Source organism: Neobacillus thermocopriae (assembly GCF_010975035.1).
GTDB classification, from domain to species: domain Bacteria; phylum Bacillota; class Bacilli; order Bacillales; family Cytobacillaceae; genus Neobacillus; species Neobacillus thermocopriae.
In genome coordinates, this window is the sequence record NZ_JAAIUV010000004.1 from 152,159 (window position 1) to 171,069 (window position 18,911).

The following is an 18,911-nucleotide window of genomic DNA, read 5'->3' on the forward strand; positions in this document are numbered from 1 at the left end:
ATGTATTTATCCAGTCACCACTTGATTCTCAGCAAATACTTTCTTAAATTCTTCGGTTAAAAGTGGAACCACTTCAAATAAATCACCGACAATACCATAATCCGCAATGTGGAAAATATTCGCTTCCGGATCTTTATTAATGGCCACGATAACCTTTGAACTAGACATTCCAGCTAGATGCTGGATCGCTCCGGAAATACCACATGCAATATATAAATCAGGTGTGACTACTTTACCGGTTTGACCAATTTGTAATGAATAGTCACAATATCCTGCGTCACACGCTGCACGTGAAGCCCCAACTGCCCCTCCAAGTACATCTGCCAATTCTTGCAATGGCTTAAATCCTTCAGCACTTTTGACGCCCCGACCTCCTGCTACAATAATTTTTGCCTCTGACAAATCGACTTTACCGGAAGTTTTTTTCACAATATCTTTTACCATCGTTCGTAAATCTTTGAGCTCCGCTAAAATCTTAAATGTTTCACCAGCTGCCTGATTTTCTTTCGCCTCAATATTATTAGGGCGAATGGTTGCCATTACAATTCCATTCGTCACTTCCTTCTTTTGGAATGCTTTTCCTGAATAAATTGGTCTTGTAAAAATGATTTTTTCTCCCACTTCTACATCAATACAATCTGAAATGAGAGCAGCGTTCAAGCGTACAGCCACTCGTGGTAAAAGATCTTTACCGACCGATGTATGACCGGTTAACACCACTTCTGGCTGTACTTCTTCGATAACTTTTAACAATGCTTGCTTAAATCCATCAGGGGTATACCGGTTTAATTCTGCATTTTCGACTAAATAAATTTTTTGTGCACCAAATTTGGCCAGTTCTTCCCTGAATTTTTCTCCATCACTCCCAAATATACAAGCATTAATTTCTCCACCATTGGCGATTTTTCCTGCAACAGTTAATACTTCCAATGAAACATTTCTGAGTTTTCCATTTTTTGTTTCAGCCAAAACGAGTACTTTTTTCATTCGCTTCTCCTCCCTTTATATCACTTTCGCTTCATGACAGAGCAGTTGAACTAATTCCTCTACCTGATTCGAAAGATCCCCTTTAAGGATCCGACCTGATGGTTTTTTCTTTGGTAAATAACACTCTACAATTTTGGATAATGGTTGAAGAAGTTCCTCTTCTATATCTAAATCCTCCATACTTAGTTTTTGGATCGGTTTTTTCTTTGCTTTCATAATTCCCGGTAGTGAAGGATAACGAGGTTCATTTAACCCCTGTTGGGCAGTAACTAAAATGGGCAAAGATGACTCGATGATTTCCACATCCCCTTCTGCATCCCGTTCTGCCTTAACGTTTTTGCCATCCACTTCAATCTTTGTAATAGTAGCTATATGGGGGATATTTAAAACTTCCGCTAACCGTGGTCCCACTTGGCTAGCTCCATTATCAACCGACATATTTCCGCCTAATATGAGATCGAATTCTTTCTCTTTAATGACTGTTGCCAACACATTGGCAATTCCATTTTCATCTAGTTGTACAGCATCCTCCTCCATTTCTACGAGGATGGCATGATCCACGCCTATCGCCAATGCCGTCCTAAGTGCACTTTCTGCCTCATCCGTTCCAACCGTAATAACAGTCACGTCTCCTCCATGCTTTTCTTTCAATTTTACGGCTTCCTCAATCGCATATTCGTCATAAGGATTAATAATTAATTCCACATTTTCTTTATCAATTACCCCATTTTCAATAACAATTTTTTCTTCGGTATCAAACGTTTGTTTCATGATCACAATGATTTTCATTCAGCATAAACCCCTTTCATAGGATAAACTTCTTTTACACATGTCGATTAACAGTCGTGGTATATGGATGTTCCGGTTCAAGCAAATCATTTTCTTCAAATCGGGTTAATCGGAAAGGTGCTAGATCAATGCCTTTTTGTCGGCTTTTTCCTTCTAATACTAAATCGGCAGTCAATTTTCCAACACTAGGGGTTATTTTGAAGCCATGACCGCTAAACCCCGTACATAGGAAGATCCCTTCTATTGGTGTTGAACTAATAAAAGGAATTCCATCTGGCGTTATTTCATAAGCGGCAGAATAACTGGATATTAATTTGGATTGCACAAGAGTTGGAAAACAACTGAGAAATTTTACGATCGCCTTTTCAATCGCCTCTTCTGTTGCGTGTCTAGGATAATTTCCAGCATCATAATCCGCCGGATCAATATATTGTGGATTAGCATGATCGGCATTTCCTAATAAAAGATGGCCACTACTCACCTCAGGCTTAATATATTGGTCATGTTTAAAATCTCCAAAGGAAGGAACCCTGCCCATATATGTACCTGGGGATATATAAACAAGTTGTGCCCGTTGTCCTTTGACAGGTACATTGACCCCTACATTCTTCATCAAATGATGGGCTCCGATTCCAGCGGCTACAATAAGACAGGAAGAGAAAACCGTATGGCCATCAACCGTTTCAACCCCTACCACTTTACTACCATCTTCACTTGTAATCACTCGATGAACACCGCAATACTGCTTAATTTTAACCCCTAATGCCCTTGCCGCATCTGCATACGCTTGATTCGTAAGAACCGGATCGCCATATCCACCTTCGGGTTCAAAGGCAAATGCTCCAAATTGATCAGTATCCAGTTGCGGCCAAATTTCTTTTTTTACTTCTTCTTTTGAGACAATTCTTGTATTTACCCCGTTGCTTTGCTGCATTTTGACATTCTTTTTTAATGTTTCAATATTTTCTTCATCAACACCAAACATGTACCCTACTGGCTGATAGCCAACATCATTTCCCAAAATCTCTTTTGCATGTTTAAACGTTTCTAAACTTTGCACAGCCATCCTTGTTAAAATTGGATAACTATAATGACCGCGAAGAACACCACTAGATTGTCCCGTTGCCCCTGAACCTATTGCATTTTTCTCTAAAACTACAATGTTTTTTATTCCTCTTTTAGCAAGTTCATAGGCTGTACTACACCCCATTAGTCCTGCACCAATAATGACAACATCAGCAGTTTGCGGCAGACTGGTCATTTTTTGTTCCCACCTTTCCAAACGATTAATATTAACTAATAATTTTAAATTTTCTAAATAAATGATATACTTAAGCTTAAAAGCGCGTCATCATACAATTTGTTGGAACTATTTTAAAAAATTACGACAGTTTTAAACCTGATATGGCACTTAAAAATAAAAACAGAGGGTGCCAGACCCTCTGTTTGTTTATTCTATCTATTGTCTGTTGATTTCTGTCATTGGACTACTTTTTCCTCGAACTCTACTAGAATATTTCCAATACATCTTCTCAGAGTCCTTCATTTTTTGGACCTTTTAGGTTAACTATTCTGTCTCTCCGTACTGCCATAATTTAATGCTTAATTCCAAAAGAAAGCGATCTTCGGGATTAAAGAGTGATAGTTTGGTAAGGGCTTCAATTTTCCGCAATCGATAAAGAAGAGTGTGGCGGTGCAAATGTAAATCCCTTGCTGTTTGGCTCGTTTTCCCTTGATTTTTATTATAGACCATGATTGTCTCTATTAGGTTCGCATTTTTTTGTTTATCGTATTCGACCAGTGCTTTGATCGTTTGGTTTACAATTTCTCTCATTTCTTTATCTTTGGCAAACCTTGATAATGCCCGTTCCATCCTTGTCTCATCAAAGCTTACACAACAACCGGCTCCTTCTTTTATTCTTCCTATTTCTAACGCCGTTTGAGCATCTTTGTAACTATCTGCAAATCTCGTTTCACCTTCATGACAACGACCAATCCCCCAAGATAAGAGAAGACCAGGTACGGTTTTATTTAAACGTTTTGTTAATAGAGCATGAAAATTGTAAACCATTTCATTTATAAGAGCGGCGGAAGATTCAAGGAACACTATAATGTTATTGCTATGGCTAGTGATCATGGTCTTTCGCTTAATACTCGCAGCAACTTGGGTAATCTCATCCTGAATATAATGAAAGATACTATCCTTCCATTCTACAAATGATAGAGCTGTTCTCCCCTTTTGGTATTGTTCCCAAAGGTTTTCTGGTGTTCCAATTAAACAAACATACGGCAACTCTAATGTATATCCATGTGATCGAGCAAGGGAAATTTTTTGATCCCAGTTTATATCATTCTCATTCGCAAGATTCCATACAAAATCTCCTCTGAGCTTCAATTTTGTTTCTTCAATCGCATGTTCGCGGTTAAACCACATAGCTAATACAGTAGAGGCATGTTCAAGAATTCTCAGAGACTGCTGAGAGAGTGGAGATTCTATTGGTAATTCATCTTTCCATCCAATGATTAAATATCCTTGAACACGATTTGCCGTTTGGATGGGAAAGAGTAAGAAATGGTCATTCAAAACTTGCATATTTTCATAACTATTTTGTATTGGATTAGAACGATCCCGAAATAATGTGAACGTACCAATAGGATTTGATGCTAAATAATGATTCCATTGTTCCACCATACCTCGGGCATTCGAACTTTTTCCTTTTATATTCCCGTTTTTATCTGCAATGATGAGTGGAAACCCAAGCTTTTCGCCTAATAAATTTGCCATCTTAGATAGACTATGATTTCCGAGAATCATATTTAACAAAGTATGTTGAATATTTTCAGCGACTTTTAATTCTTGGTCTTCGGTTTTGTGGATTTCATTCATGATAGAGTGGACAATTTCTGCAAAACGTAATTCCCACGGTAATTCTATAATTGGAAATTCTTTTTCTTCGGCAAATTCCAGAACACTCTCAGGAATTTTTACTATATATTTTCCTGTTGCAATGGCTAGGGCGGAAGCACCAGAGTCAAATACACTTTCTACAAATTGGTGAAAGACTTTCATATTATTTCCCGCACCTGCACCCGTGTTAAGGACCAACTCATTTTTACGAATATAATTTTCTACCGGAATATCCATGACAGAAACCCATTCTACTGGCTGTTTGTCGACTTTATGTTTGGCAGTTCTTACTTTCGCCCCTTTTATGATATCCAATTCTAACACCTTTTGTACCGTCAACACGATTCCTTACCCCCGTTATTCATTGGAATAGACTAGTACAATAATACTTCTAATAAAAGTTCAATATTTTTTAAAATTTTACACTATTAAAAATTTAACATCAATAATATCCATTGGTTGTCCGATTTCAAATTGTATAAAAAATAGCTTGATAATTTCGACATTATGGACATAGCCAATAAAAATAATTAAAGGTTAAACTTATTTATATTCTAAAAAATCAGAAAATAAGGAGGGGTATTCTGTTCTAATTAGATCTTTTTTACTAATTAATAAAAAGGAAGCACTTCAAAGAGTCGTCCTCAAGTTGTGAGAAATTCATTACTAATTATTAGGGGGCTTGAGATGAAGAAACGATTTTATTTGTTAACCATTTTTCTACTATTATTATTGTCCGCATGTGGGACAAGTCCTTCTTCGAGTGAGGAATCCAAAGGGAATACTTCCTTGTCTACATTAGAAAAAGCGAAGAAGGAAGGTTCCATAACGATAGGATTTGCCAATGAAAAACCGTTTGCCTATCAAGATGAAAATGGGAAATTAACAGGAGAAGCTGTAGAAGTTGCAAGAGCAGTCTTGAAGAATTTAGGAATCAATGAAATGAAAGGGGTACTGACCGAGTTTGGTTCATTAATCCCTGGCCTTAATGCAAAACGGTTTGATATGATCACTGCTGGAATGTATATAACTCCAGAACGTTGTGAAGAAGTGATTTTTGCGAATCCTGAATATACACTTGGTGCCGCCTTAGGTGTAAAGGCAAATAACCCATTGAATCTAAAAAGCTATGAAGATATCAAGTCCAATCCAAACGCGAAAGTTGGTGTAATGGCTGGAGCCATCGAGCATAATTACTTAAAAGATTCAGGAATTCCTGAAAAACAAATTTCGATCGTTCCTGATATTCCTTCCGCCATCTCAGCGCTCCTTTCCGGTCGAGTAGATGCCGTTACAATGACCGGTCCATCATTAGAGGCCATGTTAGAAAGTGCAAACAGTAAAGAGATTGTAAGAGTCAAAGATTTTGAGCAGCCGATTATTAATGGCAATCCTATTCAAGGATATGGAGCATCTGCTTTCCGCAAAGAAGATACTGAATTTCGTGATGCGTTTAATGCAGAACTTCAAAAATTAAAAGAATCCGGAGAATTGCTAAAGATCATTGAACCATTCGGATTTACGGAAAACGAGCTTCCAGGTGAAACGACTGCGGACGAGCTTTGTAAATGATGATAAAAGTTTTAACACCAAATCCCCTATGCAATCAGTGCATAGGGGATTTGTATTCATTCACCCGTATCAAAATTCTATTTTCTCATTCTCCGTAAAAAGCTTTGTAGCCGTTCACTTTTTGGGTTTTCAAATACTTCTTTAGGCGACCCCTCTTCGATGATTTTTCCTCCATCAGTAAAGACGATTCGATCAGCTACATCTTTGGCAAATTCCATTTCATGTGTAACTAGAATCATAGCCATATCTCCTTCAGCGGCGATTTCCCTAATAACATCAAGTACTTCACCCACTAACTCTGGATCAAGGGCAGAAGTAGGCTCATCAAAAAGCATCACTTTTGGGCGCATAACGAGGGCACGGGCAATAGCCACACGTTGTTGTTGTCCTCCAGACAATTGAGAAGGATAATTATCTAGTTTAGTTCCTAGCCCTACCTTCTCAAGCATTTCCTTCGCTCTGTCCTCTGCATCTTTGCGATTGACACCCAATACTTTCACTTGAGCTTCGGTGCAATTGCGTAAAACAGTCATATGAGGGAAAAGATTAAATTGCTGAAACACCATCCCAATTTGTCCCCTCATTTTATGTAAGTGTTTCTCATCCGCTTTTATTAATTTTCCTTTTACCTCTTTGTGCCATAGTGGTACCCCATCGATCTCGATGACTCCTGATGTCGGTTCCTCTAATGTCATTAACAGTCTTATTAATGTCGTTTTACCGGAACCACTTGGTCCAATAATAGCCACTTTTTCTCCTGGATAAACTGAAAAATCTATTTCACGTAAAACCTTGAGATCACCAAAAGATTTACTTACTTTCTTATACACAACGAAGGGCTTTTCTGTTTGGATCCTTTTCTCGGTTATTTCTTTTGACATGGTTGTTAACATGACGGTGCCACATCCTTCACTTTCGATTTTTTTGCTTTATTTTCTTTTTTTCTACGATTCAAATGAACTTCTAATTGTTTGATCAATAATGCAGAAGGATAACTTAATACCAAGAATAGAAAACCTACAATTGTAAACGGTTCCAAATAGCGAAAAGAAGCTGATCCGGCAATTTTTGCTGTTTGTAACATTTCAACTACGGTAATTGCTGAAAGTAGTGGAGTATCCTTAAACATGGAAATTAAATAATTTCCTAACATGGGAATAATCGGAGGTATGGCTTGTGGAAGGATGACCTTCGTCCATCTTTGCGTACGTGAGAAGTTGAGTGCCGTTGCCGCTTCCCATTGTCCTCGAGGGACAGACTCGATTCCTGAACGGTAAATCTCAGCACAATATGTGCTATAATGAACCCCTAGGCCAATGACACCGGCAACAAATGGTGATAAAGAGATACCAAAAAAAGGTAGGTCATAAAACACGAAAAATAGCTGTACTAGAGGCGGCGTTGCCCGAATAAATTCGCTTAGACCAATGATGGTCCAAACTAAAGGCTTAAATGATGATCGGCGGAGAACAGCCAAAATAATGCCTAGAACCATAGCCAGGGCAAAAGCGACAATAGTCGCTGACAAAGTAATCCACATAGCTTTAAAAATGACTGGAAACACTTCAAACGTATAATCCCAACTCCAAATAGTCAAATTAAGCCCTCCCTACTTGAACTCTCCGCTCCATCCAACGAACGAATAGAATTAGCGGCAATGCGATAAAAAAGTATAGAATAAGTAATGATAAGAAAATTTCCGTCGTAAGCCCTACATGGGTATTCCGCAATGTTAATGCCTGATAAGTTAAATCACTCAATGTGATTAATGAAACAAGTGCAGTTCCTTTAATTAATTCAATGGAGATATTTCCAAATCCGGGGAGCATAATCTTAAAAGCCTGCGGTAGAATAATATTTTTCATTCTTTGAAATGGAGTCATGTTTAATGCAATCGCAGCCTCATATTGCCCTTTTGGTATAGAGAGAATGGCTCCCCGGACAATTTCTGAAGCATAGGCCCCATAGCATAATGACATGGCTATTACACCTGCTGTCATGGCAGATAACTCCATGCCAAACAAAGGGAGAACAAAGTAGATCCAGAAAAGTTGAACAAGTAAAGAAGTACCGCGAAAAATTTCGATATAAACGGTACTAATTCCTCGTATCACCATCCATTTTGATAGTTTTCCAAGTCCTGCGATAAATGCAATGATAAACGTGAATATAAGGGACCATAAGAGAACTTGGATGGTTACCTTTGCTCCATCTAATAAAGATGGAATAAGTTCTAAATAGGTATTAATAGAAATCACATCCTTTTATAATAATTTGAATTTTTCAAATATTCTAATGTGAATATTTTAGTAAAACATGCCTAGATGAACAATGATTATTTTGTATAAAAATCTCAAAATATTTTATCCATTTTGAACAAAAACGATAAAAAAACCCGATTTCCAAATAGGAAATCGGGTTTCTACCTATTAAATTATACTAAGCTTGCCATTGGACCAAAGAATTCATAATGTATTTTTTCTTCCGATACACCAAGATCGATTAAAAAGCTATTAATAGACTTCATGAATGGAACTGGGCCGCAGAAATAAAAATCAGCATCTTCGATTTCAACTTTCTCCTTCAACCATTCACGAGTTACATAACCTTCTACATCAAATCGATTATTTTTTCGATCCTCTTCTGTTGGAGAATCATAGAAGAAATACGCAGTGACATTATCTAGTTTCGCCAATTCTTCTACTTCATCCCTAAGTGCATGGACATTTCCATTTTGAGCAGCATGGATGAAAGTCACCTTTCTCTCAGGTTGGATTTCTACGATCGTTTTTAACATACTCATCATCGGTGTTAATCCAACACCACCACTTAGTAATACAACCGGTGTATCTTTCGTCGTATCTAGGACAAAATCCCCTGCAGGTGCACTTACTTTGAGGATGTCCCCCTCTTTTACTTGGTCATGTAAGTAATTCGATACAATACCGTCTGGAATATCAGAGCCTGTTTCTCGTTTTACACTGATTCGATAGTAATCTTTTCCTGGGGCATCTGATAAACTATACTGACGAATATGAGTATACTCTTCCCCTTCGATGTCTAACAAAATACTAATATACTGCCCTGGTTGGAAAGTAGCTAGTTCCTTTTGATCCTCTGGTTTTAAATAGAAGGAAGTAATAACATCACTTTCCACTACTTTTCGGTCAACGACAAAATTACGGAATCCATCCCAACCACCTTTTTGGTTGGCTGCTTGATCATACATTTCAGCTTCTACACGGATAAATACATCAGCAATTACTTGATATGCTTTTTCCCAAGCATCCATGATTTCATCTGTTGCCGCATCACCTAAAACATCTTTAATCGCTAAAAGCAAATGCTTACCTACAATCGGATAATGTTCCGGCTTAATATTAAGACTGCGGTGTTTATGACCAATTTGTTTGACAACTGGAAGAATGGCCTCAAGATTATCAATATACATTGCAGCGGCATATACCGTACTAGCTAATGCTTTTTGCTGTCTGCCTTGTTTTTGGTTCGCATGGTTAAAAACATTTAATAATTCAGGATGGTTTCCAAACATAAGCTGATAGAATCTTGTTGTAATCGCTTCCCCATGTTTTTCTAATACAGGAACGGTAGATTTAATAATTTCAATCGTTTTTGGATCTAACATGATAGACACTCCTTGTGCTTTCCACTATTTTCATAGTGATTATAAGATAAGAACCACCTATCATAAGTGATTTAAATCACACTTTACTATTTTTATAAAATTCTCACTATTTATTTCGTGTTATCTACTTCTTTCATTTCCTCTCTAAAATGTTTAAAGTAGCAAAAGAAAAAGCAATGGAATGGATTTTCCATTGCTTTTTTTGTTCGTTTCGCAATTCCACCACTATTTTTAGTGTCAAAAAATTGAAAAATCTACCGTTTATAGATGAATCCAATACCTTTTTAAGATTGTTCCATCTTCTTTCATGAAATCTTTATCTGGAATCCCCCCATTTTTCAATATCGTTTTTTCTGAACCTATATTTTTGGCATCACAGACTAAAAGTACTTTTTCTAAAGCTAATTCTTTTGCTTTTTCCAAAGATAAAGATAAAAGCTTTGTCGCATATCCTTTTCGTCTCTCAGATGGACGGATTCCATATCCAATATGTCCCCCAGAATGGAATAAACTTTCTGTTAGTTGATGGCGAATATTAACAACACCAATCACTTTTTTCTTTTCATTTACTAACCAGAAAGTAGAAGCTGGAACCCGATTGGCAGGAAGATTTTTACCCTGTTCGGAATCAAGTAAAAACTGAATCATATTTTGAAAATTGGTAGGGTCTTTATTGATTACCGTAGGGATCATCACCTCCCCACTTTCTTTCCACTCATTATAAAATGCTAGATATTCAGATTCATAATCCATCGATGGTCGAATGAGAGATAATTGTTCCATTAAAAATCACCTTCTCAAATTTTATATATTTATTGTTATTCGCTATGATGAAATAAAAATCCTGTAAATATTACCAAAATGAAAAGAGCAACGAAAAATGACAGAAGGATGGTCAATAATTATTGGATAAGAAAATAGAGGCCGATTCTAAATCATGAGGGTATCTGCTATATTTACTCTAATCTTTATGTATTTGACATTTTTAAAAACCCTTCCCTTCCCAATGTCAGCTCGTAAAATCCATCTTTGATACCCAATGAAATGTAAAAAAAAATGCTGAGCCTTAAAAGGTCATATTTTAGTACCTTTTGGCTCAGCATGTTTCATTCATTTAGTTACCTTCATCTATATATGTTTAATACGCTTTTGCCCAATAAACCATTTTGTCAGCGTCTTTTCCACAGCAGACACATTGGTCAGCTAATTTTTCTTGTTCGAAAGGAATACAACGAGAAGTAGCTCCTGTTTCTTCCTTAATTTTCTCTTCACAAGCTAACTCGCCGCACCACATAGCCTTAATGAAGCCTGGTTTTGATTCCAGTGTTTCTTTTAATTCATCTAGAGTGTAAGCAACCGAAGTTCTTTCTTCACGATGTTTCAGAGCTTTATTATACAAATTGGATTGAATTTCATCTAGTAGAGAAACAAGTTTTTCTTCTAATTGATCGATTGGAACAACTACTTTTTCTAACGTATCCCTGCGGACCAATACCACTTGTTTGTTTTCAATATCTTTTGGTCCTACCTCTAAGCGAACTGGAATTCCCTTCATTTCATACTCATTAAATTTCCAGCCTGGCTTTTTGTCACTAGCATCAATATCCACACGTGCCACTTTTGCCAATGAATTTTTCAAATCATAAGCAAAATCAAGTACTCCTTCTTTATGTTGGGCAATTGGAACAATCATTACTTGAATTGGTGCTGCTTTTGGCGGAATGACTAAGCCTCGGTCGTCACCGTGAACCATGATTAAAGCACCGATTACGCGAGTTGTGAAGCCCCATGAAGTTTGGTGTACATATTGAAGCTTCCCATCTTTGTCTGTGTACTGGATACCAAATGCTTCAGCAAAACCTGTACCAAAATGGTGAGAAGTACCAGACTGCAATGCTTTCCCATCATGCATTAAGCTCTCAACTGTAAATGTCGCTTTGGCTCCAGCAAATTTTTCCTTTTCAGTTTTTTGTCCTTTTACTACCGGAATCGCTAGAACGTTTTCCAGTACATCGGCATAAACATTGAGCATGCGAATCGTTTCTTCCATCGCCTCTTCGTCAGTCGCATGTGCCGTATGTCCTTCCTGCCATAAAAACTCCAATGTACGTAAGAATGGACGAGTTGTTTTCTCCCAACGAACAACATTGGCCCATTGATTATACAATTTAGGCAGGTCTCTATACGAATGGATAATATTTTTATAATGTTCACAGAATAAAACTTCCGAAGTTGGACGGACAACGAGTCGTTCAGCTAATGGTTCGGAACCACCTTGGGTTACCCATGCCACTTCAGGAGCAAATCCTTCTACATGGTCTTTTTCCTTTTGAAGTAAGCTTTCTGGAATAAATAATGGCATGTAGACATTTTCATGACCTGTTTCTTTAATGCGGCGGTCTAATTCATTCTTAATATTTTCCCATAAAGCATAGCCATATGGACGGATAATCATGGAACCGCGCACACTAGAATAATCAATTAAATCTGCTTTAGTAACAACATCTGTATACCATTGCGCGAAGTCTTCATCCATTGCTGTTATATCTTTTACAAATTCCTTAGCCATTTTGACACCTCATTTTTGTTTCTTTTAGATTGTAATCAAGCAACGTAGCGTTTTCGCTACAACATATAAAAAGACCTTGATCCTATAAAGGGACCAAGGTCTGGCGGTACCACCCTAAATTCATAAAGCTTACACTTTACACACTTGGCATGATAACGGATTGGATCCGCTTGTATCTTCAAATGACTATCCGATACAGAACTCAGAGGCAGGTTCAAATGAGTATCTTAGGAAACCTCCCACCAAATGGTTTCCTCTCTAGGTAAGATGCCTTCATTTTACTAATCCTCGTCATTGTTTCAACATTATTTTTGAAAAAATTATATATTTCCCGTTACGAAAAGTCAATTGCTATAGAGGAATATTTTTCTTTACCTACCATCATATTATCCAAATAAGAAATCATTCATACCTCTTTCCTCTATCCAATCTATCCGATAAAATGCTTTTTATACTATTTCATAGGAGGGCTTGCATGAGCGAAAAAGAAAAAAACGATATCGATAAGGAAGAAGAGAAACAAATACTACTGGATTATTTGCGCATGCAAAATGAAGCCTTAAAACGCATCTACAAAAGGGTACTGGAAAAAGAGGAAAATTAATAAATGTTATATTCAAAACCAATAAACAAGCCTTCACGACTGGCTTGTTTTTTATTGGATATAATTAGTAGTTTGATAATTGACTCTATTTTCACTTTGATTTATAGTTTAATAGGTGAATAGTTCAACAGTTTAACTAAATTGATGAAAAGGGGTGTTCCATTGGATGTTCAAACTATTCAAAAATTAATCGATCGCTATATTAGTCTCTCCTTTCAAGTTCATAAAAAAGCAGAGAATTTAATCAAAAGTCAACTGGGGAATGAATTAACCAATGACCAACATTATGTATTAAGATACATTTACCAGGCCGGAGAATGTACTTCCACCGAATTAGCCGAAGTATTTGAAGTGAATAAAAGTGCGATTACGGCCATCATTAACCGAATGACGGACAGAGGCCTGATCAAAAGAACACGAGATGAAAATGATCGGAGAGTCGTTTACTTAACATTAACTGAGGAAGGAAAAGGGCTTTATCAAAAAGCACAGGAAAACATCCATCAACTAGTTGAATCTATTATCACCCAATTTGACGAAGCCGAAATCACTCAATTTATCCATACTTATGAAAAATTAGCTCAAGTGTTAGAAAACAAGAAAAATGAGGAACTGGAGGAATAAACTCATGAGAGCGATAATTAGAGGAAAATGGTTCGTTCTGATCGCATGGATTGTTGTGATTGTGGGGTTATTCATGGCAGCTCCTAATATGGAAACGCTTGTCCGGGAAAAGGGACAGATTTCGGTACCAGATGGATACTCTTCCACATTGGCTGAAAAAATCCTGAAAGATGTCCAATCATCTGAAAATAAAGGAAGTAACCTTCAGACCGCGCTCGTATTCCATAATGACAAAAAGCTGACAGAGAATGATTTTAAAAAGGCAGAAAAAGCGGTAAATGAACTGCAAAAACAAAAGGATAAACTAGGAATTACAGAAATACTCACCCATTTCCAACAGGAAGAATTAAAGGATCAACTTGTATCAAAGGATGGCAAAACGATTCTTGTCTCACTACAGGTGACATCCAATGGGCGAGAAGCAAAAGAAATACTTAAAGACCTAAATGAGGCCATTAAAGATTACGACATTGATCATTATTATACTGGAAGCTGGATTATTAGCGAAGATCTCGTTACGAACTCACAAGAAGGAGTAAAAAAGACGGAAGGGATTACGATCATTTTCATTCTGGTCGTTTTATTGCTTGTCTTCCGCTCCATTATTGCTCCCATTATTCCATTAATTACCGTCGGTTTTAGTTATTTAGCAGCCCAATCCATCGTTGCGATATTAGTGGATAAAGTCGATTTCCCTCTTTCGACTTTTACTCAAATTTTTTTAGTCGCCGTCCTCTTCGGGATCGGAACCGATTATTGTATTTTGCTGTTAAGCCGTTTTAAAGAAGAGCTCTCGAAAAATGAAAGTATTACGGAAGCGATCGTCACAACCTACCGAACGGCTGGAAAAACGGTATTTTTTAGTGGGATTGCTGTTTTAATTGGATTTGCTTCTATTGGTTTTTCAACCTTCCAGTTATACAAATCTGCAGCCGCGGTTGCAGTTGGAGTGGCACTTTTATTACTCGCACTCGTTACCATCGTTCCTTTTTTCATGGCCGTTCTCGGTCAGAAATTGTTCTTTCCATCTAAAGGAAAATTAGAACATGCAGACAATAAACCTTGGGGATATATAGGCAACTTCTCGCTCAAACGACCTTTGATTGCGTTTCTAATCGTTGCGGCTGTTTCAGTCCCCTTCTTAGTAACTTATAAAGGCCAATTATCATTTAACTCACTTGAAGAAATTGGGGATGACTATCCTTCCATCAAAGGATTTAACATCATTTCAGATTCATTTGGACCTGGCGATTCCATGCCAACACAAATTGTCATTAAAAATGATGATGAAATGGATTCTTCTGAATATTTGGCCATCACTGAAAATATTAGTCAAGAATTAGAAAAAGTGGATAGCGTAAAAACTGTTCGTTCCCTTACCCGTCCTACTGGCGATCCGATTGATGAAATGTATATTTCCAAACAGGTTGAAACCTTAAATGATGGTTTAGACCAAGGGAATGATGGAATCAAACAAATACGTGATGGCTTGGCTGAAGCAAGCAATCAAATGATAGCCAATCAGCCAAAAATGAAAGAAGCCACAAACGGGATAAACCAATTAATATCAGGCACTGCCCAACTCAAAGATGGTTTAACTGAGGTACAAGGATATCTAGCGGACATTCAAAATGGGTTGATTCAAAGTTCCAGTGGAACGAGCCAATTAAAAGCTGGATTTGGAGAAATCAAGGCTGCTTCTCAACAAATTCTAGATGGAAGCAAACAATTACAAGAAGGATATCAACAGACAGAAAAAGGCATTCAATTACTGAAAACTCAATATGAAGGTGTTGCAGAAAAAGTAGAACAATTACATCAGAGCCTAGCTTCTTTAGACTCTCGTTTTGCCAATCTGGAATCAGAGTATCCAGACATTGTGACAAACCAAAACTATCAAACCATCAAAATGACGATTATTGGAGTACCAGGTAATTCTAATTTACCTGGAGCCCAATTAGGAGTAAAACAACTTGCAGAAGGCCTAAGAATGTTAAATACACAGTTGGAAGCTGTACAAAATGGTATTGCTACGGCCAATCGTGAATTTTCAAAACTCACTTCCGGTCATCAACAATTAATTACGGAAATGGAGAAATTTGTTCATGGACTAGAAGAACTAGAGAAAGGCTTAGAAACAATGGGCAATGGCCAAGGGGAAATTGTCTCCAATATGCCTCAATTCACCGAAGGATTAGACGACATGAAGATGGGCCAACAAGAACTTCTTAAAGGTTTTGAATCTATGGGCAGCCAAATCACTCAGTTATCTGATGGTTTATCCCAAAGTGTTAATGGATTAAATCAAGTTTCTGATGGATTAAACTCTGCTCAAGATTATTTGACAAACGTTTCTAAGCAAGAGCGAAATGGTTTTTATCTTCCTGAGGAAATGCTAAATAACAAGGATTTTCAGCAAGTGTTCGATGCCTATTTATCTAAAGACCGAAAAGTGATGACGGTGGATGTTATATTTAATAAAAACCCTTATTCGAATGATGCCATCAAACGCATCTCCGATATTAAAGAAGCAGTGAACAGGGCTGTAAAGGATACGAAGTTAGAAAATGCCAAAGTGGCTGTCGGCGGTATATCCAGTATGCATAATGATCTGGATATCATCTCCAAAGAAGATTATTCAAGAACTGTTGTGTTAATGCTTGCAGGGATTTTCCTTATTTTAATCGTTTTACTTCGTTCCCTCATCATGCCGATTTATTTAATTGGATCATTAATTCTAACCTACTATACGTCCATGTCGATTTCAGAAGTCATATTTGTCAATTGGTTAGGATATACCGGTATTAGCTGGGCCGTACCATTTTTTGCATTTGTCATTTTAGTAGCACTTGGTATTGACTATAGTATCTTCTTAATGGACCGTTTCAATGAATATCGGGAGCTACCTGTAGAACAAGCCATTTTAGAATCCATGAAAAAGATGGGCTCTGTCATTATTTCAGCGGCCGTCATTTTAGGCGGAACTTTTGCGGCCATGATGCCATCTGGTGTGTTGTCATTGCTTCAAATTGCTACTATTCTCTTAATTGGTTTAGCTTTATATGCTTTAATCGTTCTTCCTTTATTTGTTCCAGTCATGGTAAAAACTTTTGGTAAAGCCAACTGGTGGCCATTTGTAAAGCAAAATTCTTAAATTTATATAAATACTAGAAACGGATTATAAAAGTAAAAGACCGGCACATTCAGCCGGTCCTTTTTTTAGTTCGAATTGGAGAAAAATTTACTCTATCACCCGATGACGAGACGCTTTTACTCTCTTCCCTACCAGTCACCATCGATACACCATTCAGTTCATCGTATTTCCTTTACCTCAGTCGGAGTGCCCCCACAAGGAAGGTTTCGGCAGCAAAATCTCGCCCGATCGAAAGCGATAGCTGTTATGCGTCGCTAATCAGGTTGCTTCCGCTTTTCTTGTTATTTCATGATAAATATGTTTACCTATTCTACTTATGACTTGTCTGGCTTCATACGGATCTGAAAGCTTATCGGTTAATATTGCCACATAGGCAGTTTTACTTCCCACTTTTAAAATGGCACAATCATTTTCGACATTTGGCAAACTGCCCGTTTTGTTAGCTGTAAACACCTTATCCGTGTCTATCATGGCTAGAAGTTTGTCATGGAACTGTTGAAAATGCAGGATATCTAGTGCCATTCTTCGGCTGTTTGCAGATAGAAAATCCCCTTCATGAATGATCTTTAAACATTTCACCATATCACTTGGACTTGTCACATTATCCAAACCTTTTTCCTTGGCGGCAAAGTCCATCATTTTCCGTTGAAGTCTTGTTGTATGAAGTTCAAGTTCTTCCATTGTCCGATTAATAGGATCCATTCCAACGAAATCAATGAGCATATTCGTAGCAGTATTATCAGAAACGGTGATCATTAAGGTCATAAGATCTTTAATGGTCAAAGAGAGATTTGTAGAAAGGGCTTGTATCACGCCAGAGCCGCCTGTCCTTTCCGTAATCTTTATGAATTCATCTACATCTATGTTTCCATGTTCGCTCTGTTTCAGGCACTCCATTAAAATAGGGACTTTAATGACACTTGCGGAAGGAAACACTTCCTCACTATGAAACTCGTATCGTTCGTTTTCGATTTCAATAGCCACTCCCACTCTTCCCTTAAAGTCCACTAGTTCTTTGGTTATTTTTTCTTTCCAATTCATCTTTACTTCCTCGTTACTGCCACTTGAGAATAATCTGAACCCCAAGTCTTATTTTTTTCATAAAGATGGCAAGCCACATAGTGGTTATTCCCCATTTCTTTCCAATCAGGTTTTTTGGTTGCACAAATATCCATTGCCACTGGACAGCGTGTTCGAAACACACAGCCGCTTGGCGGGTTAATCGGACTTGGTAGCTCTCCCTTTAAAATAATCCGTTCACGCTGGTCTTCCACATCTGGATCAGGAATGGGGATGGCCGATAAGAGTGCTTGAGTATAAGGGTGCATTGGATTTCGATACAGTTCACTGCTTGAAGTAAGCTCAACCATCTGTCCTAAATACATAACCCCTATTCTATCGCTTATTTGTTTCACCATTGATAAATCATGAGCAATAAACAAATACGTCAATCCTTTTTCTCTTTGAAGCCGCTTCAACAAATTGACTACCTGAGCTTGGACAGACACATCTAACGCAGAAATGGGTTCATCTGCAATAATAAATTCGGGGTCTAAAGCGAGCGCACGGGCGATACCAATTCTTTGTCGTTGGCCGCCGCTGAATTCATGTGGATAGCGATTGGCATGATCCTTATGTAGACCAACATCCTCTAATAACTGGTACACTCGTTGCAATCGTTCTTGTTTATTCGGAAATAATCCGTGAACTTCCATTGGCTCGGAAATAATCTCACTGACTGTCGACCTTGGGTTTAATGATGCGTAAGGGTCTTGAAAAATCATTTGCATTTGCCGATGAAAAGAAAATCGTTCTTTTTTCGTAAGAGTATGAACATTTTTTCCGTTAAAAATGACTTCACCATCTGTCCGATCATAAAGACCGATGATTGTTCTACCTGCTGTAGATTTTCCACAACCAGACTCGCCGACAATCCCAAATGTTTCTCCTTTATAGATATGAAAAGATATCCCATCTACTGCCTTTAATATTTCATTTTTCCCCAAATGAAAATGCTTCTTCAAATTCGTTACTTTCAATAATACTTCCTTTTCCATA

General features: G+C 37.6%; 16 protein-coding genes and 1 other annotated feature. Of the genes, 4 read left to right on the forward strand and 12 right to left on the reverse strand.

Going from position 1 to position 18,911, the window contains the following annotated elements; translation table 11 throughout:
• Positions 1 to 6: 6 nt before the first annotated feature.
• The 4 genes from G4Z05_RS04420 to G4Z05_RS04435 all read right to left on the reverse strand — a co-directional run bounded on the left by G4Z05_RS04420 (position 7) and on the right by G4Z05_RS04435 (position 5,026).
• The gene (locus tag G4Z05_RS04420; protein WP_163250640.1) at positions 7 to 987 is read right to left on the reverse strand and encodes an electron transfer flavoprotein subunit alpha/FixB family protein; all 981 of its coding nucleotides are present in this window, start codon (positions 985 to 987) and stop codon (positions 7 to 9) included.
• 15 nt (positions 988 to 1,002) lie between these two features.
• Positions 1,003 to 1,776, reverse strand: coding sequence for an electron transfer flavoprotein subunit beta/FixA family protein (locus tag G4Z05_RS04425; RefSeq protein ID WP_163250641.1), 774 nt, complete (start codon positions 1,774 to 1,776; stop codon positions 1,003 to 1,005).
• A gap of 34 nt (positions 1,777 to 1,810) precedes the next feature.
• The gene (locus G4Z05_RS04430) at positions 1,811 to 3,037 is read right to left on the reverse strand and encodes an NAD(P)/FAD-dependent oxidoreductase (protein ID WP_163250642.1); all 1,227 of its coding nucleotides are present in this window, start codon (positions 3,035 to 3,037) and stop codon (positions 1,811 to 1,813) included.
• 306 nt (positions 3,038 to 3,343) lie between these two features.
• Positions 3,344 to 5,026, reverse strand: coding sequence for a PucR family transcriptional regulator ligand-binding domain-containing protein (locus G4Z05_RS04435; RefSeq protein WP_163250643.1), 1,683 nt, complete (start codon positions 5,024 to 5,026; stop codon positions 3,344 to 3,346).
• A 345-nt stretch (positions 5,027 to 5,371) separates the two neighbouring features.
• Here G4Z05_RS04435 and ehuB point away from each other — a divergent pair, with 345 nt between their 5' ends.
• Positions 5,372 to 6,256 carry an ectoine/hydroxyectoine ABC transporter substrate-binding protein EhuB gene (gene ehuB, locus G4Z05_RS04440; RefSeq protein WP_163250644.1) on the forward strand — a complete coding sequence of 295 codons (885 nt, stop codon included), beginning with the start codon at positions 5,372 to 5,374 and terminating at the stop codon, positions 6,254 to 6,256.
• A 77-nt stretch (positions 6,257 to 6,333) separates the two neighbouring features.
• Here ehuB and ehuA read toward each other — a convergent pair whose 3' ends face one another.
• The 6 genes from ehuA to proS all read right to left on the reverse strand — a co-directional run bounded on the left by ehuA (position 6,334) and on the right by proS (position 12,471).
• Positions 6,334 to 7,149: an ectoine/hydroxyectoine ABC transporter ATP-binding protein EhuA gene (gene ehuA / locus G4Z05_RS04445; RefSeq protein WP_163250645.1), complete on the reverse strand. Its 816-nt coding sequence runs from the start codon at positions 7,147 to 7,149 to the stop codon at positions 6,334 to 6,336.
• Entirely contained in the window at positions 7,143 to 7,847 is a 705-nt protein-coding gene (ehuD, locus tag G4Z05_RS04450) for an ectoine/hydroxyectoine ABC transporter permease subunit EhuD (RefSeq protein WP_163250702.1), read from the reverse strand. Before ehuD ends, ehuA begins: the two co-directional genes overlap by 7 nt.
• 7 nt (positions 7,848 to 7,854) lie before the next feature.
• On the reverse strand, positions 7,855 to 8,514 hold the full coding sequence (gene ehuC / locus G4Z05_RS04455) for an ectoine/hydroxyectoine ABC transporter permease subunit EhuC (RefSeq protein ID WP_338036743.1): 660 nt from the start codon (positions 8,512 to 8,514) through the stop codon (positions 7,855 to 7,857).
• Between the two features lie 176 nt (positions 8,515 to 8,690).
• Positions 8,691 to 9,902: an NO-inducible flavohemoprotein gene (hmpA, locus tag G4Z05_RS04460; RefSeq protein WP_163250646.1), complete on the reverse strand. Its 1,212-nt coding sequence runs from the start codon at positions 9,900 to 9,902 to the stop codon at positions 8,691 to 8,693.
• 261 nt (positions 9,903 to 10,163) lie between these two features.
• Positions 10,164 to 10,685, reverse strand: a complete 522-nt coding sequence (locus G4Z05_RS04465) for a GNAT family N-acetyltransferase (RefSeq protein WP_163250647.1) — start codon at positions 10,683 to 10,685, stop codon at positions 10,164 to 10,166.
• Between the two features lie 355 nt (positions 10,686 to 11,040).
• On the reverse strand, positions 11,041 to 12,471 hold the full coding sequence (gene proS / locus G4Z05_RS04470; protein ID WP_163250648.1) for a proline--tRNA ligase: 1,431 nt from the start codon (positions 12,469 to 12,471) through the stop codon (positions 11,041 to 11,043).
• A gap of 85 nt (positions 12,472 to 12,556) precedes the next feature.
• Positions 12,557 to 12,775, reverse strand: a binding site (T-box leader).
• 171 nt (positions 12,776 to 12,946) lie between these two features.
• Between proS and G4Z05_RS16600 the strand changes: the two genes are divergently transcribed.
• From G4Z05_RS16600 to G4Z05_RS04480, 3 genes are all read left to right on the forward strand, one after another.
• A complete protein-coding gene (locus G4Z05_RS16600) occupies positions 12,947 to 13,075 on the forward strand; it encodes a hypothetical protein (protein ID WP_276207625.1) in 129 nt (42 codons plus the stop codon).
• 162 nt (positions 13,076 to 13,237) lie between these two features.
• The gene (locus G4Z05_RS04475; RefSeq protein ID WP_163250649.1) at positions 13,238 to 13,699 is read left to right on the forward strand and encodes a MarR family winged helix-turn-helix transcriptional regulator; all 462 of its coding nucleotides are present in this window, start codon (positions 13,238 to 13,240) and stop codon (positions 13,697 to 13,699) included.
• A gap of 4 nt (positions 13,700 to 13,703) precedes the next feature.
• Entirely contained in the window at positions 13,704 to 16,853 is a 3,150-nt protein-coding gene (locus G4Z05_RS04480; protein ID WP_163250650.1) for an MMPL family transporter, read from the forward strand.
• Positions 16,854 to 17,111: 258 nt separating this feature from the next.
• Here G4Z05_RS04480 and G4Z05_RS04485 read toward each other — a convergent pair whose 3' ends face one another.
• Positions 17,112 to 17,894: a serine hydrolase gene (locus G4Z05_RS04485; RefSeq protein WP_163250651.1), complete on the reverse strand. Its 783-nt coding sequence runs from the start codon at positions 17,892 to 17,894 to the stop codon at positions 17,112 to 17,114.
• A gap of 2 nt (positions 17,895 to 17,896) precedes the next feature.
• Positions 17,897 to 18,910 (reverse strand): ABC transporter ATP-binding protein, encoded by a 1,014-nt coding sequence (locus tag G4Z05_RS04490; protein ID WP_163250652.1) that lies wholly within the window; start codon positions 18,908 to 18,910, stop codon positions 17,897 to 17,899.
• Position 18,911 lies beyond the last annotated feature (1 nt).

Bases quoted from the DNA above. Each gene is read 5' to 3' on its own strand.
- hmpA (WP_163250646.1), bottom strand. From the start codon at position 9,902: ATGTTAGATCCAAAAACGATTGAAATTATTAAATCTACCGTTCCTGTA.
- G4Z05_RS04425 (WP_163250641.1), bottom strand. From the start codon at position 1,776: ATGAAAATCATTGTGATCATGAAACAAACGTTTGATACCGAAGAAAAA.
- G4Z05_RS04485 (WP_163250651.1), bottom strand. From the start codon at position 17,894: ATGAATTGGAAAGAAAAAATAACCAAAGAACTAGTGGACTTTAAGGGA.
- G4Z05_RS04480 (WP_163250650.1), top strand. From the start codon at position 13,704: ATGAGAGCGATAATTAGAGGAAAATGGTTCGTTCTGATCGCATGGATT.
- G4Z05_RS04430 (WP_163250642.1), bottom strand. From the start codon at position 3,037: ATGACCAGTCTGCCGCAAACTGCTGATGTTGTCATTATTGGTGCAGGA.
- G4Z05_RS16600 (WP_276207625.1), top strand. From the start codon at position 12,947: ATGAGCGAAAAAGAAAAAAACGATATCGATAAGGAAGAAGAGAAACAA.
- proS (WP_163250648.1), bottom strand. From the start codon at position 12,471: ATGGCTAAGGAATTTGTAAAAGATATAACAGCAATGGATGAAGACTTC.
- G4Z05_RS04490 (WP_163250652.1), bottom strand. From the start codon at position 18,910: ATGGAAAAGGAAGTATTATTGAAAGTAACGAATTTGAAGAAGCATTTT.
- G4Z05_RS04420 (WP_163250640.1), bottom strand. From the start codon at position 987: ATGAAAAAAGTACTCGTTTTGGCTGAAACAAAAAATGGAAAACTCAGA.
- G4Z05_RS04465 (WP_163250647.1), bottom strand. From the start codon at position 10,685: ATGGAACAATTATCTCTCATTCGACCATCGATGGATTATGAATCTGAA.
- ehuA (WP_163250645.1), bottom strand. From the start codon at position 7,149: ATGTTAACAACCATGTCAAAAGAAATAACCGAGAAAAGGATCCAAACA.
- ehuB (WP_163250644.1), top strand. From the start codon at position 5,372: ATGAAGAAACGATTTTATTTGTTAACCATTTTTCTACTATTATTATTG.